At 36.6% G+C, this 14846-nt stretch carries 15 protein-coding genes; 8 read left to right on the top strand and 7 right to left on the bottom strand.

All coding sequences use genetic code 11. The annotated features are described in order from the left end of the window. Positions 1–132: 132 nt before the first annotated feature. Positions 133–612: a Dps family protein gene (locus HQN83_RS11990; RefSeq protein ID WP_173090590.1), complete on the bottom strand. Its 480-nt coding sequence runs from the start codon at positions 610–612 to the stop codon at positions 133–135. Between the two features lie 181 nt (positions 613–793). On the opposite strand from HQN83_RS11990, the gene HQN83_RS11985 reads away from it, so the two are divergent. Beyond that, positions 794–2002, top strand: coding sequence for a LysM peptidoglycan-binding domain-containing protein (locus HQN83_RS11985; protein WP_173090589.1), 1209 nt, complete (start codon positions 794–796; stop codon positions 2000–2002). Next, the gene (locus HQN83_RS11980; protein ID WP_173090588.1) at positions 1992–2645 is read left to right on the top strand and encodes a uridine kinase family protein; all 654 of its coding nucleotides are present in this window, start codon (positions 1992–1994) and stop codon (positions 2643–2645) included. Before HQN83_RS11985 ends, HQN83_RS11980 begins: the two co-directional genes overlap by 11 nt. A 161-nt stretch (positions 2646–2806) precedes the next feature. On the opposite strand, the gene HQN83_RS11975 is transcribed toward HQN83_RS11980, so the two are convergent. From HQN83_RS11975 to HQN83_RS11955, 5 genes are read right to left on the bottom strand one after another with little or no spacing between them, the layout of a single operon-like run. Next, the gene (locus tag HQN83_RS11975) at positions 2807–3466 is read right to left on the bottom strand and encodes a 3-oxoacid CoA-transferase subunit B (RefSeq protein ID WP_173090587.1); all 660 of its coding nucleotides are present in this window, start codon (positions 3464–3466) and stop codon (positions 2807–2809) included. Positions 3467–3471: 5 nt separating this feature from the next. After that, positions 3472–4173: a CoA transferase subunit A gene (locus tag HQN83_RS11970; protein ID WP_173090586.1), complete on the bottom strand. Its 702-nt coding sequence runs from the start codon at positions 4171–4173 to the stop codon at positions 3472–3474. 49 nt (positions 4174–4222) lie between these two features. Further along, the gene (locus tag HQN83_RS11965) at positions 4223–5311 is read right to left on the bottom strand and encodes a PQQ-dependent sugar dehydrogenase (protein ID WP_173090585.1); all 1089 of its coding nucleotides are present in this window, start codon (positions 5309–5311) and stop codon (positions 4223–4225) included. Between the two features lie 45 nt (positions 5312–5356). Further along, positions 5357–7729, bottom strand: coding sequence for an endonuclease MutS2 (locus tag HQN83_RS11960; RefSeq protein WP_173090584.1), 2373 nt, complete (start codon positions 7727–7729; stop codon positions 5357–5359). A gap of 13 nt (positions 7730–7742) precedes the next feature. Continuing rightward, a complete protein-coding gene (locus HQN83_RS11955; protein ID WP_173090583.1) occupies positions 7743–8357 on the bottom strand; it encodes a DUF4296 domain-containing protein in 615 nt (204 codons plus the stop codon). A gap of 72 nt (positions 8358–8429) precedes the next feature. On the opposite strand from HQN83_RS11955, the gene HQN83_RS11950 reads away from it, so the two are divergent. The 6 genes from HQN83_RS11950 to HQN83_RS11925 all read left to right on the top strand — a co-directional run bounded on the left by HQN83_RS11950 (position 8430) and on the right by HQN83_RS11925 (position 14004). Then, on the top strand, positions 8430–9128 hold the full coding sequence (locus HQN83_RS11950; RefSeq protein WP_173090582.1) for a YggS family pyridoxal phosphate-dependent enzyme: 699 nt from the start codon (positions 8430–8432) through the stop codon (positions 9126–9128). A 70-nt stretch (positions 9129–9198) separates the two neighbouring features. Next, positions 9199–9663, top strand: coding sequence for a GNAT family N-acetyltransferase (locus tag HQN83_RS11945; protein ID WP_173090581.1), 465 nt, complete (start codon positions 9199–9201; stop codon positions 9661–9663). Position 9664: 1 nt separating this feature from the next. Then, on the top strand, positions 9665–10471 hold the full coding sequence (locus HQN83_RS11940; RefSeq protein ID WP_173090580.1) for a DUF3298 and DUF4163 domain-containing protein: 807 nt from the start codon (positions 9665–9667) through the stop codon (positions 10469–10471). After that, positions 10471–11748, top strand: a complete 1278-nt coding sequence (locus HQN83_RS11935; protein ID WP_173090579.1) for an aspartate kinase — start codon at positions 10471–10473, stop codon at positions 11746–11748. Before HQN83_RS11940 ends, HQN83_RS11935 begins: the two co-directional genes overlap by 1 nt. Then, on the top strand, positions 11741–12925 hold the full coding sequence (locus HQN83_RS11930; RefSeq protein WP_173090578.1) for a class I SAM-dependent methyltransferase: 1185 nt from the start codon (positions 11741–11743) through the stop codon (positions 12923–12925). Before HQN83_RS11935 ends, HQN83_RS11930 begins: the two co-directional genes overlap by 8 nt. 56 nt (positions 12926–12981) lie before the next feature. Further along, the gene (locus HQN83_RS11925) at positions 12982–14004 is read left to right on the top strand and encodes a tetratricopeptide repeat protein (protein ID WP_173090577.1); all 1023 of its coding nucleotides are present in this window, start codon (positions 12982–12984) and stop codon (positions 14002–14004) included. Positions 14005–14011: 7 nt separating this feature from the next. Here the strand turns inward: HQN83_RS11925 and HQN83_RS11920 are convergent, their stop codons facing one another. Further along, positions 14012–14677 carry an NAD-dependent epimerase/dehydratase family protein gene (locus tag HQN83_RS11920; protein WP_173090576.1) on the bottom strand — a complete coding sequence of 222 codons (666 nt, stop codon included), beginning with the start codon at positions 14675–14677 and terminating at the stop codon, positions 14012–14014. Positions 14678–14846: the final 169 nt, after the last annotated feature.

The raw sequence follows: 14846 nt of genomic DNA, 5'->3' as shown, positions 1-14846 counted from the left end.
CTTCAAGACTTTTACATCCCATTACATGCCAAAGATATTAAAGAATTGGAACTTGAATGGGTATTAAAAGACATTGAAAAAAATAAGACAAGCCAGTAAGACTTGTCTTATCAAACAATTATAAAAACCACACTATTTTTTACCTGCAAAAGAGCGCAGCATCCAGGTGTTTTTCTCTTTAAATTGCATAAACCTATTTACCATATCATTCGAGCCATCATCACCGGCTTTATCTGTTGCATCAAGCAGGTCACGTTCCAATTCAATTAGCTTAGCCATATCATCAAGTATAGCTTCAACCATATCCATATCTTTTAAACCTATGGTATCAATTTCTTTTATTGTAGATTCTTTAATATAATCAGCAAAGCGACTATGAGGAGGTTTTCCAAGAGTTAAAACACGCTCTGCAATTTCATCTATCGTAAGCTGGGCATTTGTATACAACTCTTCGAACTTAAGGTGCAGGGTAAAAAAATTCTGACCTTTAATATTCCAATGACAGCCTCTTAACTTCTGATAATGAATATGGTAGTTAGCTAAATAATCATTTAACATATCTACAACGGGTTTTACTTTCTTTTCATTTAAACTGATTTCTTTTGCGTCCATAGTATTTATTTTTTTATTTTGTCGTCCTTCTAGGAATTGAGAATATAACAATGTGCAATTAAAATGGTTTGAAAAATGTTCTTAAACATACAATAGGAAATCATAAGAAACGTTTATAGTATCAATTCAGGGGTTACTTTTATTATTCGTATTATTGCGAAATTACTTTATCAGAAAATTAATGTATAAATATTATATAGTATCATTCTTTGCCGTACTTCTTAATTTAACTGCTGCCGAGGCAAACACCAGAGATTCAATAGGTGTAGAAAATTATAACGGTAAAAAATTGATCGTGCACAAGGTGGTTGCAAAAGACACCTACTATTCCATAGGAAGAAGATACAACATTGTTCCTAAAACGTTAATGACATTTAATGATAACAAATACCTTCAAATTGGGGTCATTATTAAAGTACCTACCGACATTCCGTTTTCCCCTACTGCAAGCACTGCAAATAATACAAACTCAAAAGAAACTATAGTCCCGGCAACAGCTACTGATACACCGGTTGAAGGCAACCTTATAGAGCATGCTGTACAGAAAAAGGAAAACCTTAATATGTTGGCCGAAAAATACGGAACAACTGTAAATGAGATTAAAAAAGTTAACAATCTGCGTACTATAAATTTAAAAATAGGTCAGCTGTTAAAAATTCCCGCGACTAAAACTCCGGAAGAAACACCTACAGAAACTGTAGACCCGGAGAAAATCAATACTCCACCGGTTGAAAACACAGCAAAAGATCCTGTAGCAATCGTAGTTAAAAAAGACAGTACAAAGTCAACTCAAAAACCTACACCTGTTAAACCTGACACCTCAAATCCTGATTCTACAAAACAAGATGAAGGACCATTGTTAGTGCATACAGTTGCTTCTAACGAAACCATGTATTCTATTGCAACGCGATACAAATTAACAATGGATCAGTTAAAAGCTAAAAACAACTTAACTGATAACTCACTAAGTGTTGGTCAAAGGTTATTAATCAGAGGTCAGTATCCGGTAGTTACTGAAAATGCTAAACATCCTGCTAATCCTGACACGTTGAACTCTATCAAAGATCCTTCATTAAAGTATGCTGCTAGCAGATATGGCCTAAATCAGATTGATGAAAAAGGTACTGCAGCATGGATTACTGACAGTGATCTTGATCCAGCAAAAATGTTGGTTTTACACCGCACAGCTCCTATTGGAACGGTAATGAAAATCACTAACCCCATGACCAACAGATCCGCTTTTGCAAAGGTTGTTGGTAAATTTACTGAAAATGAGTCCACAAAAGATGTTATAATTGTAATGACTAAAGCGGTTGCTGATGCACTAGGTGCTTTAGACAAGAGATTTTATTGCAATTTAACATACGGCGGACAAGAGAATGAACAATAATAAGCCTTTTATTATCGGTATTGCGGGTGGTAGTGGATCCGGCAAAACCTTCTTTTTAAATTGTTTCCTACATCATTTTAAAAATGATGAGGTAACATTAGTTTCACAGGATGATTATTACATCCCGGCTGGTGAAATGACTCAGGAAGAGAACAAATTATACAACTTTGATTTACCATCAACCATTGATGATCAGCAATTTTTACTGGATATTAAGAAACTTATAAAGGGAGAAGTTGTTTATAAGAAAGAATACAACTTTAATAATCCATTGGCAATAACCAAAATATTGGAGATTAACCCTGCACCAATTATCATTGTAGAAGGGCTTTTTATTCTCCATTTTAAAGAAATTGCTCAACTTCTTGATCATAGAATTTTTGTTGAGGCAGATGAATCTGTAGCGTTAGATCGCAGAATTAAACGCGATGGTATGGAACGTGGCTACCCTGAGGAAGATGTTACTTACAAATGGCACAATCATGTGGTTCCGGCTTACAAAGAGTTCTTGTTGCCTTATAAAGGCCAATGCGATCAGGTTATCATCAACAATCATGATACACCTGAGGATATCATTAAAATAACTGAAGAGATCTCTGTAGATCTGAAAGTAAAATATTGTAAACATAAACAGGCCGAATAGGCCTGTTTATGTTTACACTGTCGTCATCCTGAATTTATTTCAGGACCTCGCACCAACAAGGCTTCCTTTCTCTTGAGAGGTCCTGAAATAAATTCAGGATGACGACAGTATATCAGGATGACGATTACGTAAATTCAACATGACGATCGTACTAGACATAACTAATCCAATATCATTTCCGGTGCACCGTCATCAGCGAAAAGCCTGCCGGCCGTAACTTGTTTAATGTAATCAACACTTACTCCCGGAGCTCTTTCAATTAACTTAAAGCCACCTTCAGGCAATATATCCAATACAGCTAGTTCCGTTACTACTTTTCTAATACAGTTTACTCCAGTAAGCGGCAAGGAGCACTTTGGCAATAATTTACTCTCCCCTGCTTTATTTACATGTTGCATAGCAACAATTATATTCTTTGCAGAAGCTACAAGATCCATAGCTCCTCCCATTCCTTTAACCATTTTACCCGGTATTTTCCAATTGGCAATATCACCATTTTCGGATACTTCCATTGCACCTAATATCGTTAAGTCAATTTTCTGACTTCTGATCATTCCAAAACTCATCGCCGAATCAAATATTGATGAGCCAGGCAAAGTAGTAATCGTTTGCTTACCTGCATTAATTAAGTCAGCATCCTCTTCCCCTTCAAATGGGAAAGGCCCCATGCCCAATAAACCATTCTCGGATTGAAGCACTACATTAATTCCATCAGGTATAAAATTAGCTACCAGAGTTGGAATACCAATTCCTAAATTCACATAGTAGCCGTCTCTAATTTCCTTTGCGATACGTTTCGCAATTCCGTTCTTATCGAGCATAAAAGTTAATTTCTTGGTCTAACCGTACGTTGTTCTATTCTTTTCTCATAATTAGCACCCTGAAAAATGCGATGCACATAAACACCAGGAGTATGAACATGATCAGGATCAAGCGTTCCCGCTTCAACAAGTTCTTCAACTTCTGCAATCGTGATCTTTCCGGCCATAGCCATAACAGGATTAAAATTTCGGCTTGTAGATCTGAAGATTAAATTGCCGGCAGTATCACCTTTCCAGGCTTTTACTAATGCAAAATCTGCATCAAATGCATATTCCATTAAATAATCCTTACCATTAAAATTTCTAATTTCTTTACCCTCTGCTACCTCAGTACCAACACCTGCAGGTGTAAAAATTGCGGGCATACCATATCCTGCTGCCATGCACCTTGTGGCTAATGTACCCTGAGGTATCAACTCCACTTCCAGCTCACCACTTAACAACTGACGTTCAAATTCGGCGTTCTCCCCTACATACGATGAGATCATTTTTTTAACCTGACGCTGCTGCAACATCAAGCCAATCCCGAAATCATCAACCCCGGCATTATTTGAAATACAAGTAAGTCTTTTAACTCCTTTTTTTACCAATGCGGTGATGCAGTTTTCAGGTATTCCACACAAACCAAAACCTCCAAGCATTAATGTACTACCGTCTTTTATGTCCCTGATCGCTTCATCAGCGCCCGCTACAACTTTGTTTATCATACTAAACGTTTTGTTACTAAATTATGCTATAAATTATGTTAGAACCAAACTATTTCGATATTTCTAGAATTTTATCATCACCTCCATTACTACTGCCTATATATACTTTTCCATTTGGCGCGGTACATATTGCTCTTAACCTTCCATATTCATTTATCAGATAATCTTTACTACTATCTATCTTATCGCCGGCAGCATTAAGTTGTAGCTGAGTTAGTTTAGAAGCTTTTAGACTAACTAATAATAAAGAGTTTTTCCACTCGGAGATCAAATCACTACCATAATAAGTTAAACCACTGGTAGCAATTGTAGGTGTCCAGGCTTTAATTGGCTCTACTACGTTGTGTGCAGCACAGAATACTTTTTCGGAGTTGCCATCGCAATAGCCTTCAACTTCTGGCCAACCATAGTTTCTGCCTTTCAGAATAATGTTTACCTCATCATCGTTATTGGGACCATGCTCCGATTCGTATAGCTTGCCATTGGCCATTACCAAACCCTGCGGATTTCTATGTCCCAAACTCCATATTCTGCTACCTGCAACAGGATTATCTGCAGGTATGGAACCATCAAGATTTACTCTTAGTATTTTACCCGACAAAGAATTCATGTCCTGGGCATTATCAGCATCACTCGCATCACCTGTTGTAATCAGTAGTTTCTTATCTTCCGTAATCAGCAACCTTGAACCGTTATGTATTGATGCTGCAGGAATTTGATCAAGAATAGTAAGAGGTGAATTCAGTTTACCATCTGAGTAAGTAAACCGAACTACCTTTCCTTTATAATTTGAACCATAATCATAAACCACATATACCCATGGATTAGCTTGAAAGTCGGGATTTAAAACCATCCCCAACAAACCGCCCTCTCCTTTTGATACCACTTCGGCAATAGTATGAAGTGGGGATACTACCCCTGATCCTGGATTTACCCTGCTGATTTTACCTGAACGTTCAGTAATCCACAATTGTTGATCCGGGCCGTAAACCACCTCCCAAATATGGGATAGCCCAGCGGCTAAAACCTTGGTTTTAATAGTAACATCGCCAGGATTCTGTGAGGCTCCGGATTTGCTTTTCTTGCAGGAAGAAACACTTACAAAGAGCGCAAACAGACTTACAATTAAAAGCTTCATAGGATGTCGTTTTTTATACAACACCCTAAAAGTAAATAAGTTTACCTAATTAAAATAAACATAAGTGATGCCATCGCCACCTCTATCGGCATGCTCATCCTCTACCCTGTTTACCTGACTATATTTCTTTAAATATTCACGAACCAGTTTCCTTAAAATACCATCTCCTTTTCCATGGATAATTTTAATAAAAGGAAAACCAAGCATAATTGACTTATCAAGATATTTTTCTACTTCATGCAAGGCATTTTCGCCACGCATTCCTCGCAGGTCTAGCTCGGCCGTAAAACTTGATATTGCTTCAGAAATACTACCTGTAAATGAATTATTCTGAACTGCCTTTTTGGCCTGCTTGTTACTGATTTTCTGTACACGGTTTTTCTTTAGTACCGAACGCAGATCACCTAGTGCAACCACCAGATTATCACGATTAATCTCTAACACCTGTCCCATGGTTTCGCTATTATTTAGCTGCACCCAATCTCCTACTTCAATAGGCGTATTACTGATTACCGGAACTTCAGGTTTCTTCTCTTCTTTTACATGATTCTGAACCAATTCCCTGTGCAGATTTTGTCTCAGTTCTTTAGTTACTACCTTATCTGCTTTACTTTCTTTAATCTCCGCTATTGTATTTTCAACCAGCTTATTGGCATTTTTAATGATAGCCTGAGCTTCCAGTTTCGCTTCCTTAATCAGTATTTTCTTATTTTCATCCAAGAACAGTTTCAACTTTTCATTTTCAGCTACTAAGTTTTTTACTTTATTCTGCTGATTTGAAAGATTCACTTTGGTATCGTAAATCTGTTTCTTTTCACGTTCCAGATCAACCAGTAAACTATCTATTCTGTTCTGATTAGTTCCGGTTTTAGCTCTTGCCAGTTCAAGCACTTCTTTTTGCAAACCAATATTTTGCGCAATTTCAAAAGCATAAGAACTACCCGGCTTACCAATTTCCAGTACGTACATAGGCTTCATTTTGTCGTTATCAAACAACATCGACGCGTTTTCTAGACCAGGAGTATTCCCGGCAAAAAGCTTCAAATTAGAGTAGTGGGTAGTAATTACACCCCTTACTTTTTTATTGTTCAATACTTCAAGCACAGCCTCAGCCATAGGGCCACCAAACTGCGGATCGGTACCAGTTCCAAACTCATCAATTAACACAAGAGATTTAGGTGTTGCATGTGCAACAAAATATCTCATTTTGGTAAGGTGTGCACTGTAAGTACTCAAATCACTTTCTATCGACTGGTCATCGCCGATATCGGCAAAGATATTGTCGAAGATACCAACCTCACTAGATTCGTGCACAGGGATCAGTAATCCCGATTGTACCATCAACTGCAGTAAACCCACAGTTTTCATACATACCGACTTACCCCCGGCATTGGGACCTGACACCAATACAACCCTCATATTTTCATTAATATGAAAGTTCAATGGAACTACAGATTTCTTGTCCTGCTTAAACGAAAGATACAATAAAGGATGACGAGCATTTACCAATTTTGTTTTTGCCTCCTTTATTAAAACAGGCATATCGGCCTCAACGTCAATAGCAAACAAAGCCTTAGCCCGTACAAAATCTAACTTGGTTAGAAAGCCATGGTACGATAATAATAATGGCGTATATGGTCTCAAATCATTGGTAAGCGCAATCAGGATCTTTATAATCTCCCTGCGTTTATCAAACTCCAAATCCCTAAGCTTATTATTTAGCGAGAACACCTCTTCAGGCTCTATATATACCGTTTGTCCACTGGCCGATTCATCATGAATAAAACCTTTCAGTTTCCTTTTATTTTCGGCCAGTACCGGAATACACATTCTGCCATCGCGTATAGTTAAACTACCATCGGCAACCCAATTATTACTAATAGCTTGCTTGTAAATAGAATCCATTCGCTTTCTTACATCCTGCTCCGCTTTTGCAATTTCACCAATTATGTTTTGAAGCGCCACTGAAGCATTGGGTTTTATCTTTCCTTTCGGATCCAATACAGACTCTATGCGTTTGAGGATATTCTTTTCAACCGGAAGATGTTCAAACAAAGCTTCCAGGTTAGGATATATTTCTTTTCTTTCGTCAAAAAACCTCAATACAGAAAATACCGTTTGCAATGAAGCATACATTTGATGCAACTCATCCTCTACCAGATAAGTTCCCTCAACCCTGATCTTATCAGCAAGTGACTTTATGTCGAAAAATGTACTGATTTGCAGTGGTTCCTGATTTTCGAGGATACTTTTAAACTCATGCGTTTGTCTCAGAAACTTATTAATCTGATCAAACTTGGTCATCACCTGCATTTTGCTCACCATCTGCTGTCCCATTGGGCTCAGGCAGTGTGCGTAAATAAGCTGTTTTACCTCATTAAACCCCAAACGCTCTAAACAATTCTCCGGATATAACATTCCTATTTCTATCTTATTTTTTCTTAATCGTCTTCTTAATTAACTCAGCAGCCTTTATAGAATCAGCTCTCTTTTTCCTTTTAATCTTTCTCAAAAGAGCTTTAGATTTTTTGGTTGAGTCTATTTTCTTAATGGAATCAGCCTTTTTAACTGCTAAAACTTTCTTTAAAGAATCTGCTTTAAACTTGGCTTTCTGTGGTGCTGTAACCTTTTTTAAGGAATCTACACGTTTCACAGAATCTGCCTTCATTTTTACTTTCAATGCTTTTGCAATTTTAGCATTCGCCAATGAATCAGCTTTTACCAAAACATTTTTCTGCTTTGTTAAACCCTTGGTTACCTTATCATAAATTTCATCTAATACCTTAGGGTGCTGAGCATAATAAATCATGCTTTTATTATAAAGTGCAGAGTCTATCTCATATCGCTTATAAATTCCATTATAATAAGATGCGGCTGTGGCTTTTGAGCTATCAAGGTTAGGAATGGTAGTGATATAGGCATCCGCAATGTGAATATCATTCAATACCAAGGCCATTTTATCTGGCTGAATAATATCAGAAGGAATACCCGGCTTACAGCCTGCAATGAATAATAAAAGGAAGGCTGTGTATATAAAGTTCTTCATTATGCGCTAAAACATCATTATTTCTTAGACAAAGTTCGCTAAGGTTCTTATTTTTACCAAAAATACTGATAAATGAGTATAGCAGATAACTTATTAAAATATAAAAGCGAATTAGACAATACAGAGGCGGAATTAATTGCGGTTTCAAAATATCAGGAACCGGATGCAATTATGGAAGCTTACAATGCAGGGCAACGTGTTTTTGGAGAGAACATAGTGCAGGAATTAGTTGACAAACAAGCATTACTACCTAAAGATATTGAATGGCATTTAATCGGCCATCTGCAAACCAACAAGGTAAAATACATTGCCCCATTTATAAAATTAATTCACTCGGTTGATAGCTTAAAGTTGTTGATTGAAATTAACAAACAGGCTTTAAAAAATAAAAGAGTAATAGACTGTTTGCTACAAATCTATATTGCTGATGAAGACACCAAATTCGGCCTTGGATTTGATGAAGCAATTGAGCTGCTTAGATCAGAAGAATTTGCTACTCTTAAAAACGTACGCATTGTAGGTTTAATGGGAATTGCAAGTAATAACGCTCCTGAGAAACAGACTTTAGATGAATTTACTGAGCTAAAAGTGCTTTTTGACGGGATAAAAGTTAGCTTTTTTAGAAAAGATGATTACTTTAAGGAAGTATCAATGGGTATGTCGGGCGATTACAAATTGGCAATCGAAGCAGGCAGTACTATGGTAAGAGTTGGAAGCAGTATTTTTGGTAAAAGGAACCATCAGAAACTGGCAAAGAAAAATGAAAACTAAGTTTCTGATAGCTTCATCACAAATAAAAAACAATAAAAACCCAATGAAAAATTAAACATTACAAAACAGAATGAGCATTACAATAAGAGTTGCTGAGCGAGAAGATTGTCCGAGATTATTAGAATTAATTCATGAATTGGCTCTTTATGAAAAAGCACCACAGGAAGTAACCGTAACTATAGCCGAATTTGAAGATGCAGGTTTTGGAGAAAACAAAGTATGGAAAGCTTTTGTTGCTGAAGATAACAGCAGGATTGTCGGCTTTGCCTTATATTATGTAAGATACTCAACCTGGAAAGGTTGTCGATTATATCTGGAAGATTTTATTGTTACTGAAGAATGCCGAGGAAAAGGAGTTGGAAAACTTCTTTTTGAAACTGTTATTCAGGAAGCAAAAGATAAAAACTACAACGGTATGGTTTGGCAGGTTCTGGACTGGAACGAACCGGCAATTAATTTTTACAATAAGTACGCTGCCGACTTAGAGGCGGGATGGTTAAATGCGTCCTTATCAAAGGAACAAATCTTAAAGTAATATGAAAAAATTAGGGCTTTTAATAATTGCGATAGGCTTTATTGCTTGTCAGAGTGAAAACAAAACAAATGGCACCGCCGATACAACAAATCTGGTAACGAGCGCAGATTCATTATCTTTTAAATATGATTCGGTAAAAGTTTACAGTAAAACTCCGGTAATCATCAATAAAAAGAATGATACTACTAAGGCAGTTATTGTGTTCCCGTTATTCTCTGATAAAAAAGTGAATCAGTTTGTTGAAAGTAAAATAAAACTTACAGCAGATTCTGGCAAAAACTACAAAACATACAACGACTATGCTGCAGATTTTGTAAAAGGCTACGATGATTTTAGGACGTCCGAAAAAGATTATCCACAAACCTGGATATTAGCTATAAAAGCTAGGGTTGTTACACAAAAACCGGCTTATTTGTCGTTGCTAAGCATCTACATGAATTACTCTGGTGGTGCACACCCTAATAGTGTATTCACTTACATCAATTACAATCCAACTACCCATCAGGAGATCCTTTTAGATTCACTGATTCAACCGGGTTCAATGGCAAAGCTTACTGCTGTAGCCGAAAAAATATTCAGAAAGAATGAAAAGCTTAGCCCTACTGCAAGCTTAAAAGACGGCTATTTCTTTGAAAAAGATACTTTTAAACTGAATGACAACTTTACAGTTACTGATCAGGGCTTAAAATTCCTTTACAACCCTTACGAAATTAAGGCTTATGTATATGGAACAACAGAACTGGTTATCCCATTCAGTGAGCTAAAAGAAATTGCTAAACCTAATTCACTACTAAGTCCAACAAATTAATGGAGGTATACAAGTTTGGAGGTGCATCAGTTAAAGATGCCGAAGGAGTAAGAAATCTTGCCAAAATCATTAAAGAACGTAATCAAAAAAACAACCTGTTAATCGTTATCTCAGCAATGGGTAAGATGACAAATAAGCTTGAGGAATTAACAAAAGCTTATTTATCGGGCCTCAATGATACGCATGAGATACTTGAAGAAGTAAAACAATTCCATTTCAATATTATCAGTGAGTTATTTCCTGATCATAGTAACCCGGTTTATAATGATGTTGCCAATTCATTTGTAGAGATTGACTGGTTACTTGAGGAAGAACCGGATAATGCTGCAGATTATATTTACGATCAGATTGTTTCAATCGGTGAGATCGTTTCTACTAAAATTGCCGCAGCTTATTTAAACGAAACAGGCTGCAATGTGCAATGGGTTGATGCACGTAATTTTATCCATACAGATAACAGTTACCGCGAAGCACAGGTAAACTGGGAAAAAACAGAACAGGAAATACAGAAAAAGCTTGCTCCTGTTTTAGAAAAATGTGTTGCTGTAACTCAAGGTTTTATTGGTAGTACAAGTGAAAACTTTACTACTACACTTGGCAGAGATGGTTCTGATTACTCGGCAGCAATATTTGCTTCCTGCTTGGATGCAAGTTCACTTACCATTTGGAAAGATGTACCCGGAGTTTTAAATGCAGACCCTAAGTGGTTTGATGAAACAGAGAGAATCCCTCGTTTGTCTTATCATGATGCAATTGAGCTGGCTTATTACGGTGCAACTATTATTCACCCGAAAACAATAAAGCCAATACAGAACAAGAACATTCCTTTGTATGTACGCTCTTTTCTTGACCATACAGCAGAGGGCACAGACATCACAGGCGAGAACAATCACCTGCCGGTTCCATCCTTTATATTTAAAGTAAACCAAGCATTGATCTCTATTTTTCCTAAAGATTTTTCATTCATCATTGAAGAAAATCTGAGTGATATTTTTAGTTTGTTCCATAAGCACAAGGTGAAAATAACCACCATGTTAAATTCTGCCATCAGTTTTTCGGTAAGTTTTGATCATGATCCTAAAAAACTGGAAGCCCTGATAGCTGATCTTTCGCAGCATTATAAGGTTAAATACAACACAGGCTTAGAATTAGTTACCATTAGGTATTACAACCAACAAACTATAGATAGGGTTACAGTAAACAAAAACATCTTACTGGAAGTTAAAAGCAGATATACTTGCCAAATTGTAATGAGGGACAAAACAACCGTTGAATAGATATGTTTTAGATAGCGAGGTTCAGGAGTACATCAAAAATCATTTAAATGATGATGTGCACAAGCTCGCTATGTCTAAAAGTCCGTTTAAGCAAGTTGATTCCAAAGACCTGGCCAACCAGATTGCAGCAAAAAATAAGTCGGCAAAAAAGCTACCTACCTGGTATAAAACTGACTCGATTTACTACCCTGCCTTACTTTCTATTGAACAATGTTCATCAGAAACCACAGCAGCCTACAAAGCAGGATTGGCTATTGGCGATAGCCTAATAGACCTTACCGGAGGTTTCGGAGTTGATAGTTATTACTTTGCAAAAGCAGTAAAAACCTTAACGCATTGCGAAATCAATGCAGATCTTTCTGAAATTACTGCTCATAACTATAGCGTATTACAGCAACCAAACATCCAATGCTTAGCAGAAGATGGTTTGGCTCTTTTAGCGAATACTGATGAAACCTTTGATACTATTTATGTAGATCCCGCCAGAAGAAGTACTGTAGGTAAGGTTTTTATGCTAAAAGATTGTACTCCAAATGTTGTTGAACATTTGGATCTGCTTTTAAATAAATCAAAGCGCATCATTATTAAAACAGCCCCTTTATTAGACATAACTGCCGGTTTAAAGGAACTTGGCAACGTTTCTGAAGTTCATATTGTAAGTGTAAAAAATGAGTGCAAGGAGTTGCTATGGGTTATTGATAGCAATAAATCTGTACAGGAACCAAAAATAGTAGCGGTTACGCTCAATGAATCTCAAAAGGAGTTTGTTTTTTTAAAGGGCGAAGAAGAAACAGAAGCTGAATTGCTAAGCGCTACCCCTTCAGGCTATCTGTATGAACCGGATACGGCCTTGCTTAAAAGTGGGGCCTTTAACTTAATAGCTACCCGATTCGGATTAAAAAAACTACATCACCAAACACAATTGTATGTTTCAGAGCATATAGACTCTTCCTTTCCAGGACGAATTTTTAAGATTAACCAGATGATCTCTGCCAGTGATCTTAAAAAAGAAAAGACGCTAAAGGCCAATGTTATTGTCAGAAACTATCGTGATAAGGCAGAAAACCTAGTTAAGAAATATAAAATAAAACCCGATCATCACAAATTCCTCATCTTTACCCAAGGTGCAAATGATGGTTATTTAATAATAGATGCCGAGATAGTGCAACATTATTGAGCAATTTAATTTAGCTTTATGATAGTGAATACACACTAACCAAATTTTCGCTTGTAATGAAACCATTAACGCTCATTCTCCTATCCCTATTTATTTCTTTTACTGTTTTATCACAAGATAAAAGTAAGGCCTCAGTGCTGATCACTGAAGGAGTTAAATTACATGATGCAGGCAAGTTTGAGGATGCCATTGTAAAGTACAAGGAAGCACTGGAACTAGAGCCAAATAATCCGACAGCCAATTATGAAATTGCCTTTTCACTTCTTAGTACTAAGAAAACCAAAGAGGCCATCACTTATATCAACAAGTTAATTGATGGAAAGGCTCCTAATGCTGCCAGCGCTTATGATATGCTAGGCAGTATATATGACAACGAAGGAAATACAGATAAAGCCATTGAAACCTATAAACTTGGCATAAAAGCATACCCTGAATATCAGGGTTTATATTACAATCTGGCAATAACATATGTACGAGCAGGAAAAAATGAAGAGGCACTACAATGTGCTACAAAATCCTTACAGATTAATCCAAAACACGCAAGTAGTCATAGATTATATGCAGTAATTAATATGGCTGAGCCTGCAAATAAAATTGCTGCCCTCCTTGCCTATTGTAATTTCCTGATACTGGAAACAACTTCTGAGCGCTCAGTAAAAGCTTATCAGGACATTAAAAAAATTCTAAATCTAGGTGTTCCTAAAACAGAAGGAACAAATAATATTACTATCAGTTCAAATAAAAAGAACCCTAGCTATGATGCTGCAAACCTAGCAATTTCAATGGCATCATTTTCGCCTGGAATTGCTAATTTATCTGAAACAGACCAACTAGAACTGCAACTAAAAACTATTTTAGGCATTGTAGGTGAACTTTCTGAGAAGAAAAAAGACAAGGATTTTTTCTGGACTTTTTATGCCGATTACTTTTATAAACTATCTAAATCAGAGTATATGCCATTAATAGCGCGCATTGTAAGCTTTACTTCCGATCAGGAAGAAAAGAAAAAGTGGATAAAAGAACATGAAAAAATGCTAACAGATTATTCAGTTTGGGAATCTGCAACTCCTCATAATTGATATTTGTTTAGTTATTAGCCAATTCCTTAATGTCCGTTACTTCCAATATTGGCTTAGGGTAACCCTTTAGCACGCTATTAATCATAGCCTGCCCTACTTCACGCAAAGTACTTACGCGTCCGGGCATTAAGAATCGTAACAAAGGATACAAAGAAGCTATAGCTTTATAAAAGCCCTTAACATTTACTTGTCCTTCGGTTGGTTTCATAAAGGCTGGTCTAAAATTATACACCTTTTTAAATGGAAGCTTCATTAAAGCATTCTCAGTTCTACCTTTTACCCGTGCCCACATAATTCTTCCTTTTTCAGAGCTATCTGTATGGCTTCCTGATATATGGCCAAAAATCATTTCAGGACTAAGGCTAACCAGTTTATTGGCAAAATGCATAACTGTATCGTAAGTAATATGTGTATACTCTGATTCATTGAGCCCATTTGAACTTATACCAGCACAGTAAAAGCAGGCATCGTAGCCAATTAACTGATCTTGTATACTATCCAGATTAAAGAAGTCTGGCACAATGCATTCCTTCAATTTAGGATGTTTAGCACCGGCATAGGCCTTCCTACTAACCGACAAAACTTCCTTTATCTGAGGATTTGACAAGCATTCTAACAGTACTCCTTCTCCTACCATCCCTGTAGCTCCAGTAATGATCACATTAATTTCCATATAGCTAATAATTTAGGCCAACACAAAACTTTGGCTCTTTGATATAAAAGTAGCAACATTAATGAGATTAAACATCATTCAAACTTCTGATATATTCAATGCCCAATGCTAATAACATATCCAATTTTAACATTCTTTAACATACTTTAACACTCCTAAAAAACCTAGC

It is taken from the genome of Pedobacter foliorum (genome assembly GCF_013266735.1).
GTDB classification, from domain to species: domain Bacteria; phylum Bacteroidota; class Bacteroidia; order Sphingobacteriales; family Sphingobacteriaceae; genus Pedobacter; species Pedobacter foliorum.
The sequence above is the reverse complement of the archived record's forward strand: the minus strand, read 5'-3'. Positions and strand labels throughout refer to the sequence as shown.

What these genes read in the sequence shown, in the direction of transcription:
- HQN83_RS11990 (WP_173090590.1), bottom strand. Translation starts at nt 612, where the DNA reads ATGGACGCAAAAGAAATCAGTTTAAATGAAAAGAAAGTAAAACCCGTT.
- HQN83_RS11985 (WP_173090589.1), top strand. Translation starts at nt 794, where the DNA reads ATGTATAAATATTATATAGTATCATTCTTTGCCGTACTTCTTAATTTA.
- HQN83_RS11980 (WP_173090588.1), top strand. Translation starts at nt 1,992, where the DNA reads ATGAACAATAATAAGCCTTTTATTATCGGTATTGCGGGTGGTAGTGGA.
- HQN83_RS11975 (WP_173090587.1), bottom strand. Translation starts at nt 3,466, where the DNA reads ATGCTCGATAAGAACGGAATTGCGAAACGTATCGCAAAGGAAATTAGA.
- HQN83_RS11970 (WP_173090586.1), bottom strand. Translation starts at nt 4,173, where the DNA reads ATGATAAACAAAGTTGTAGCGGGCGCTGATGAAGCGATCAGGGACATA.
- HQN83_RS11965 (WP_173090585.1), bottom strand. Translation starts at nt 5,311, where the DNA reads ATGAAGCTTTTAATTGTAAGTCTGTTTGCGCTCTTTGTAAGTGTTTCT.
- HQN83_RS11960 (WP_173090584.1), bottom strand. Translation starts at nt 7,729, where the DNA reads ATGTTATATCCGGAGAATTGTTTAGAGCGTTTGGGGTTTAATGAGGTA.
- HQN83_RS11955 (WP_173090583.1), bottom strand. Translation starts at nt 8,357, where the DNA reads ATGAAGAACTTTATATACACAGCCTTCCTTTTATTATTCATTGCAGGC.
- HQN83_RS11950 (WP_173090582.1), top strand. Translation starts at nt 8,430, where the DNA reads ATGAGTATAGCAGATAACTTATTAAAATATAAAAGCGAATTAGACAAT.
- HQN83_RS11945 (WP_173090581.1), top strand. Translation starts at nt 9,199, where the DNA reads ATGAGCATTACAATAAGAGTTGCTGAGCGAGAAGATTGTCCGAGATTA.
- HQN83_RS11940 (WP_173090580.1), top strand. Translation starts at nt 9,665, where the DNA reads ATGAAAAAATTAGGGCTTTTAATAATTGCGATAGGCTTTATTGCTTGT.
- HQN83_RS11935 (WP_173090579.1), top strand. Translation starts at nt 10,471, where the DNA reads ATGGAGGTATACAAGTTTGGAGGTGCATCAGTTAAAGATGCCGAAGGA.
- HQN83_RS11925 (WP_173090577.1), top strand. Translation starts at nt 12,982, where the DNA reads ATGAAACCATTAACGCTCATTCTCCTATCCCTATTTATTTCTTTTACT.
- HQN83_RS11920 (WP_173090576.1), bottom strand. Translation starts at nt 14,677, where the DNA reads ATGGAAATTAATGTGATCATTACTGGAGCTACAGGGATGGTAGGAGAA.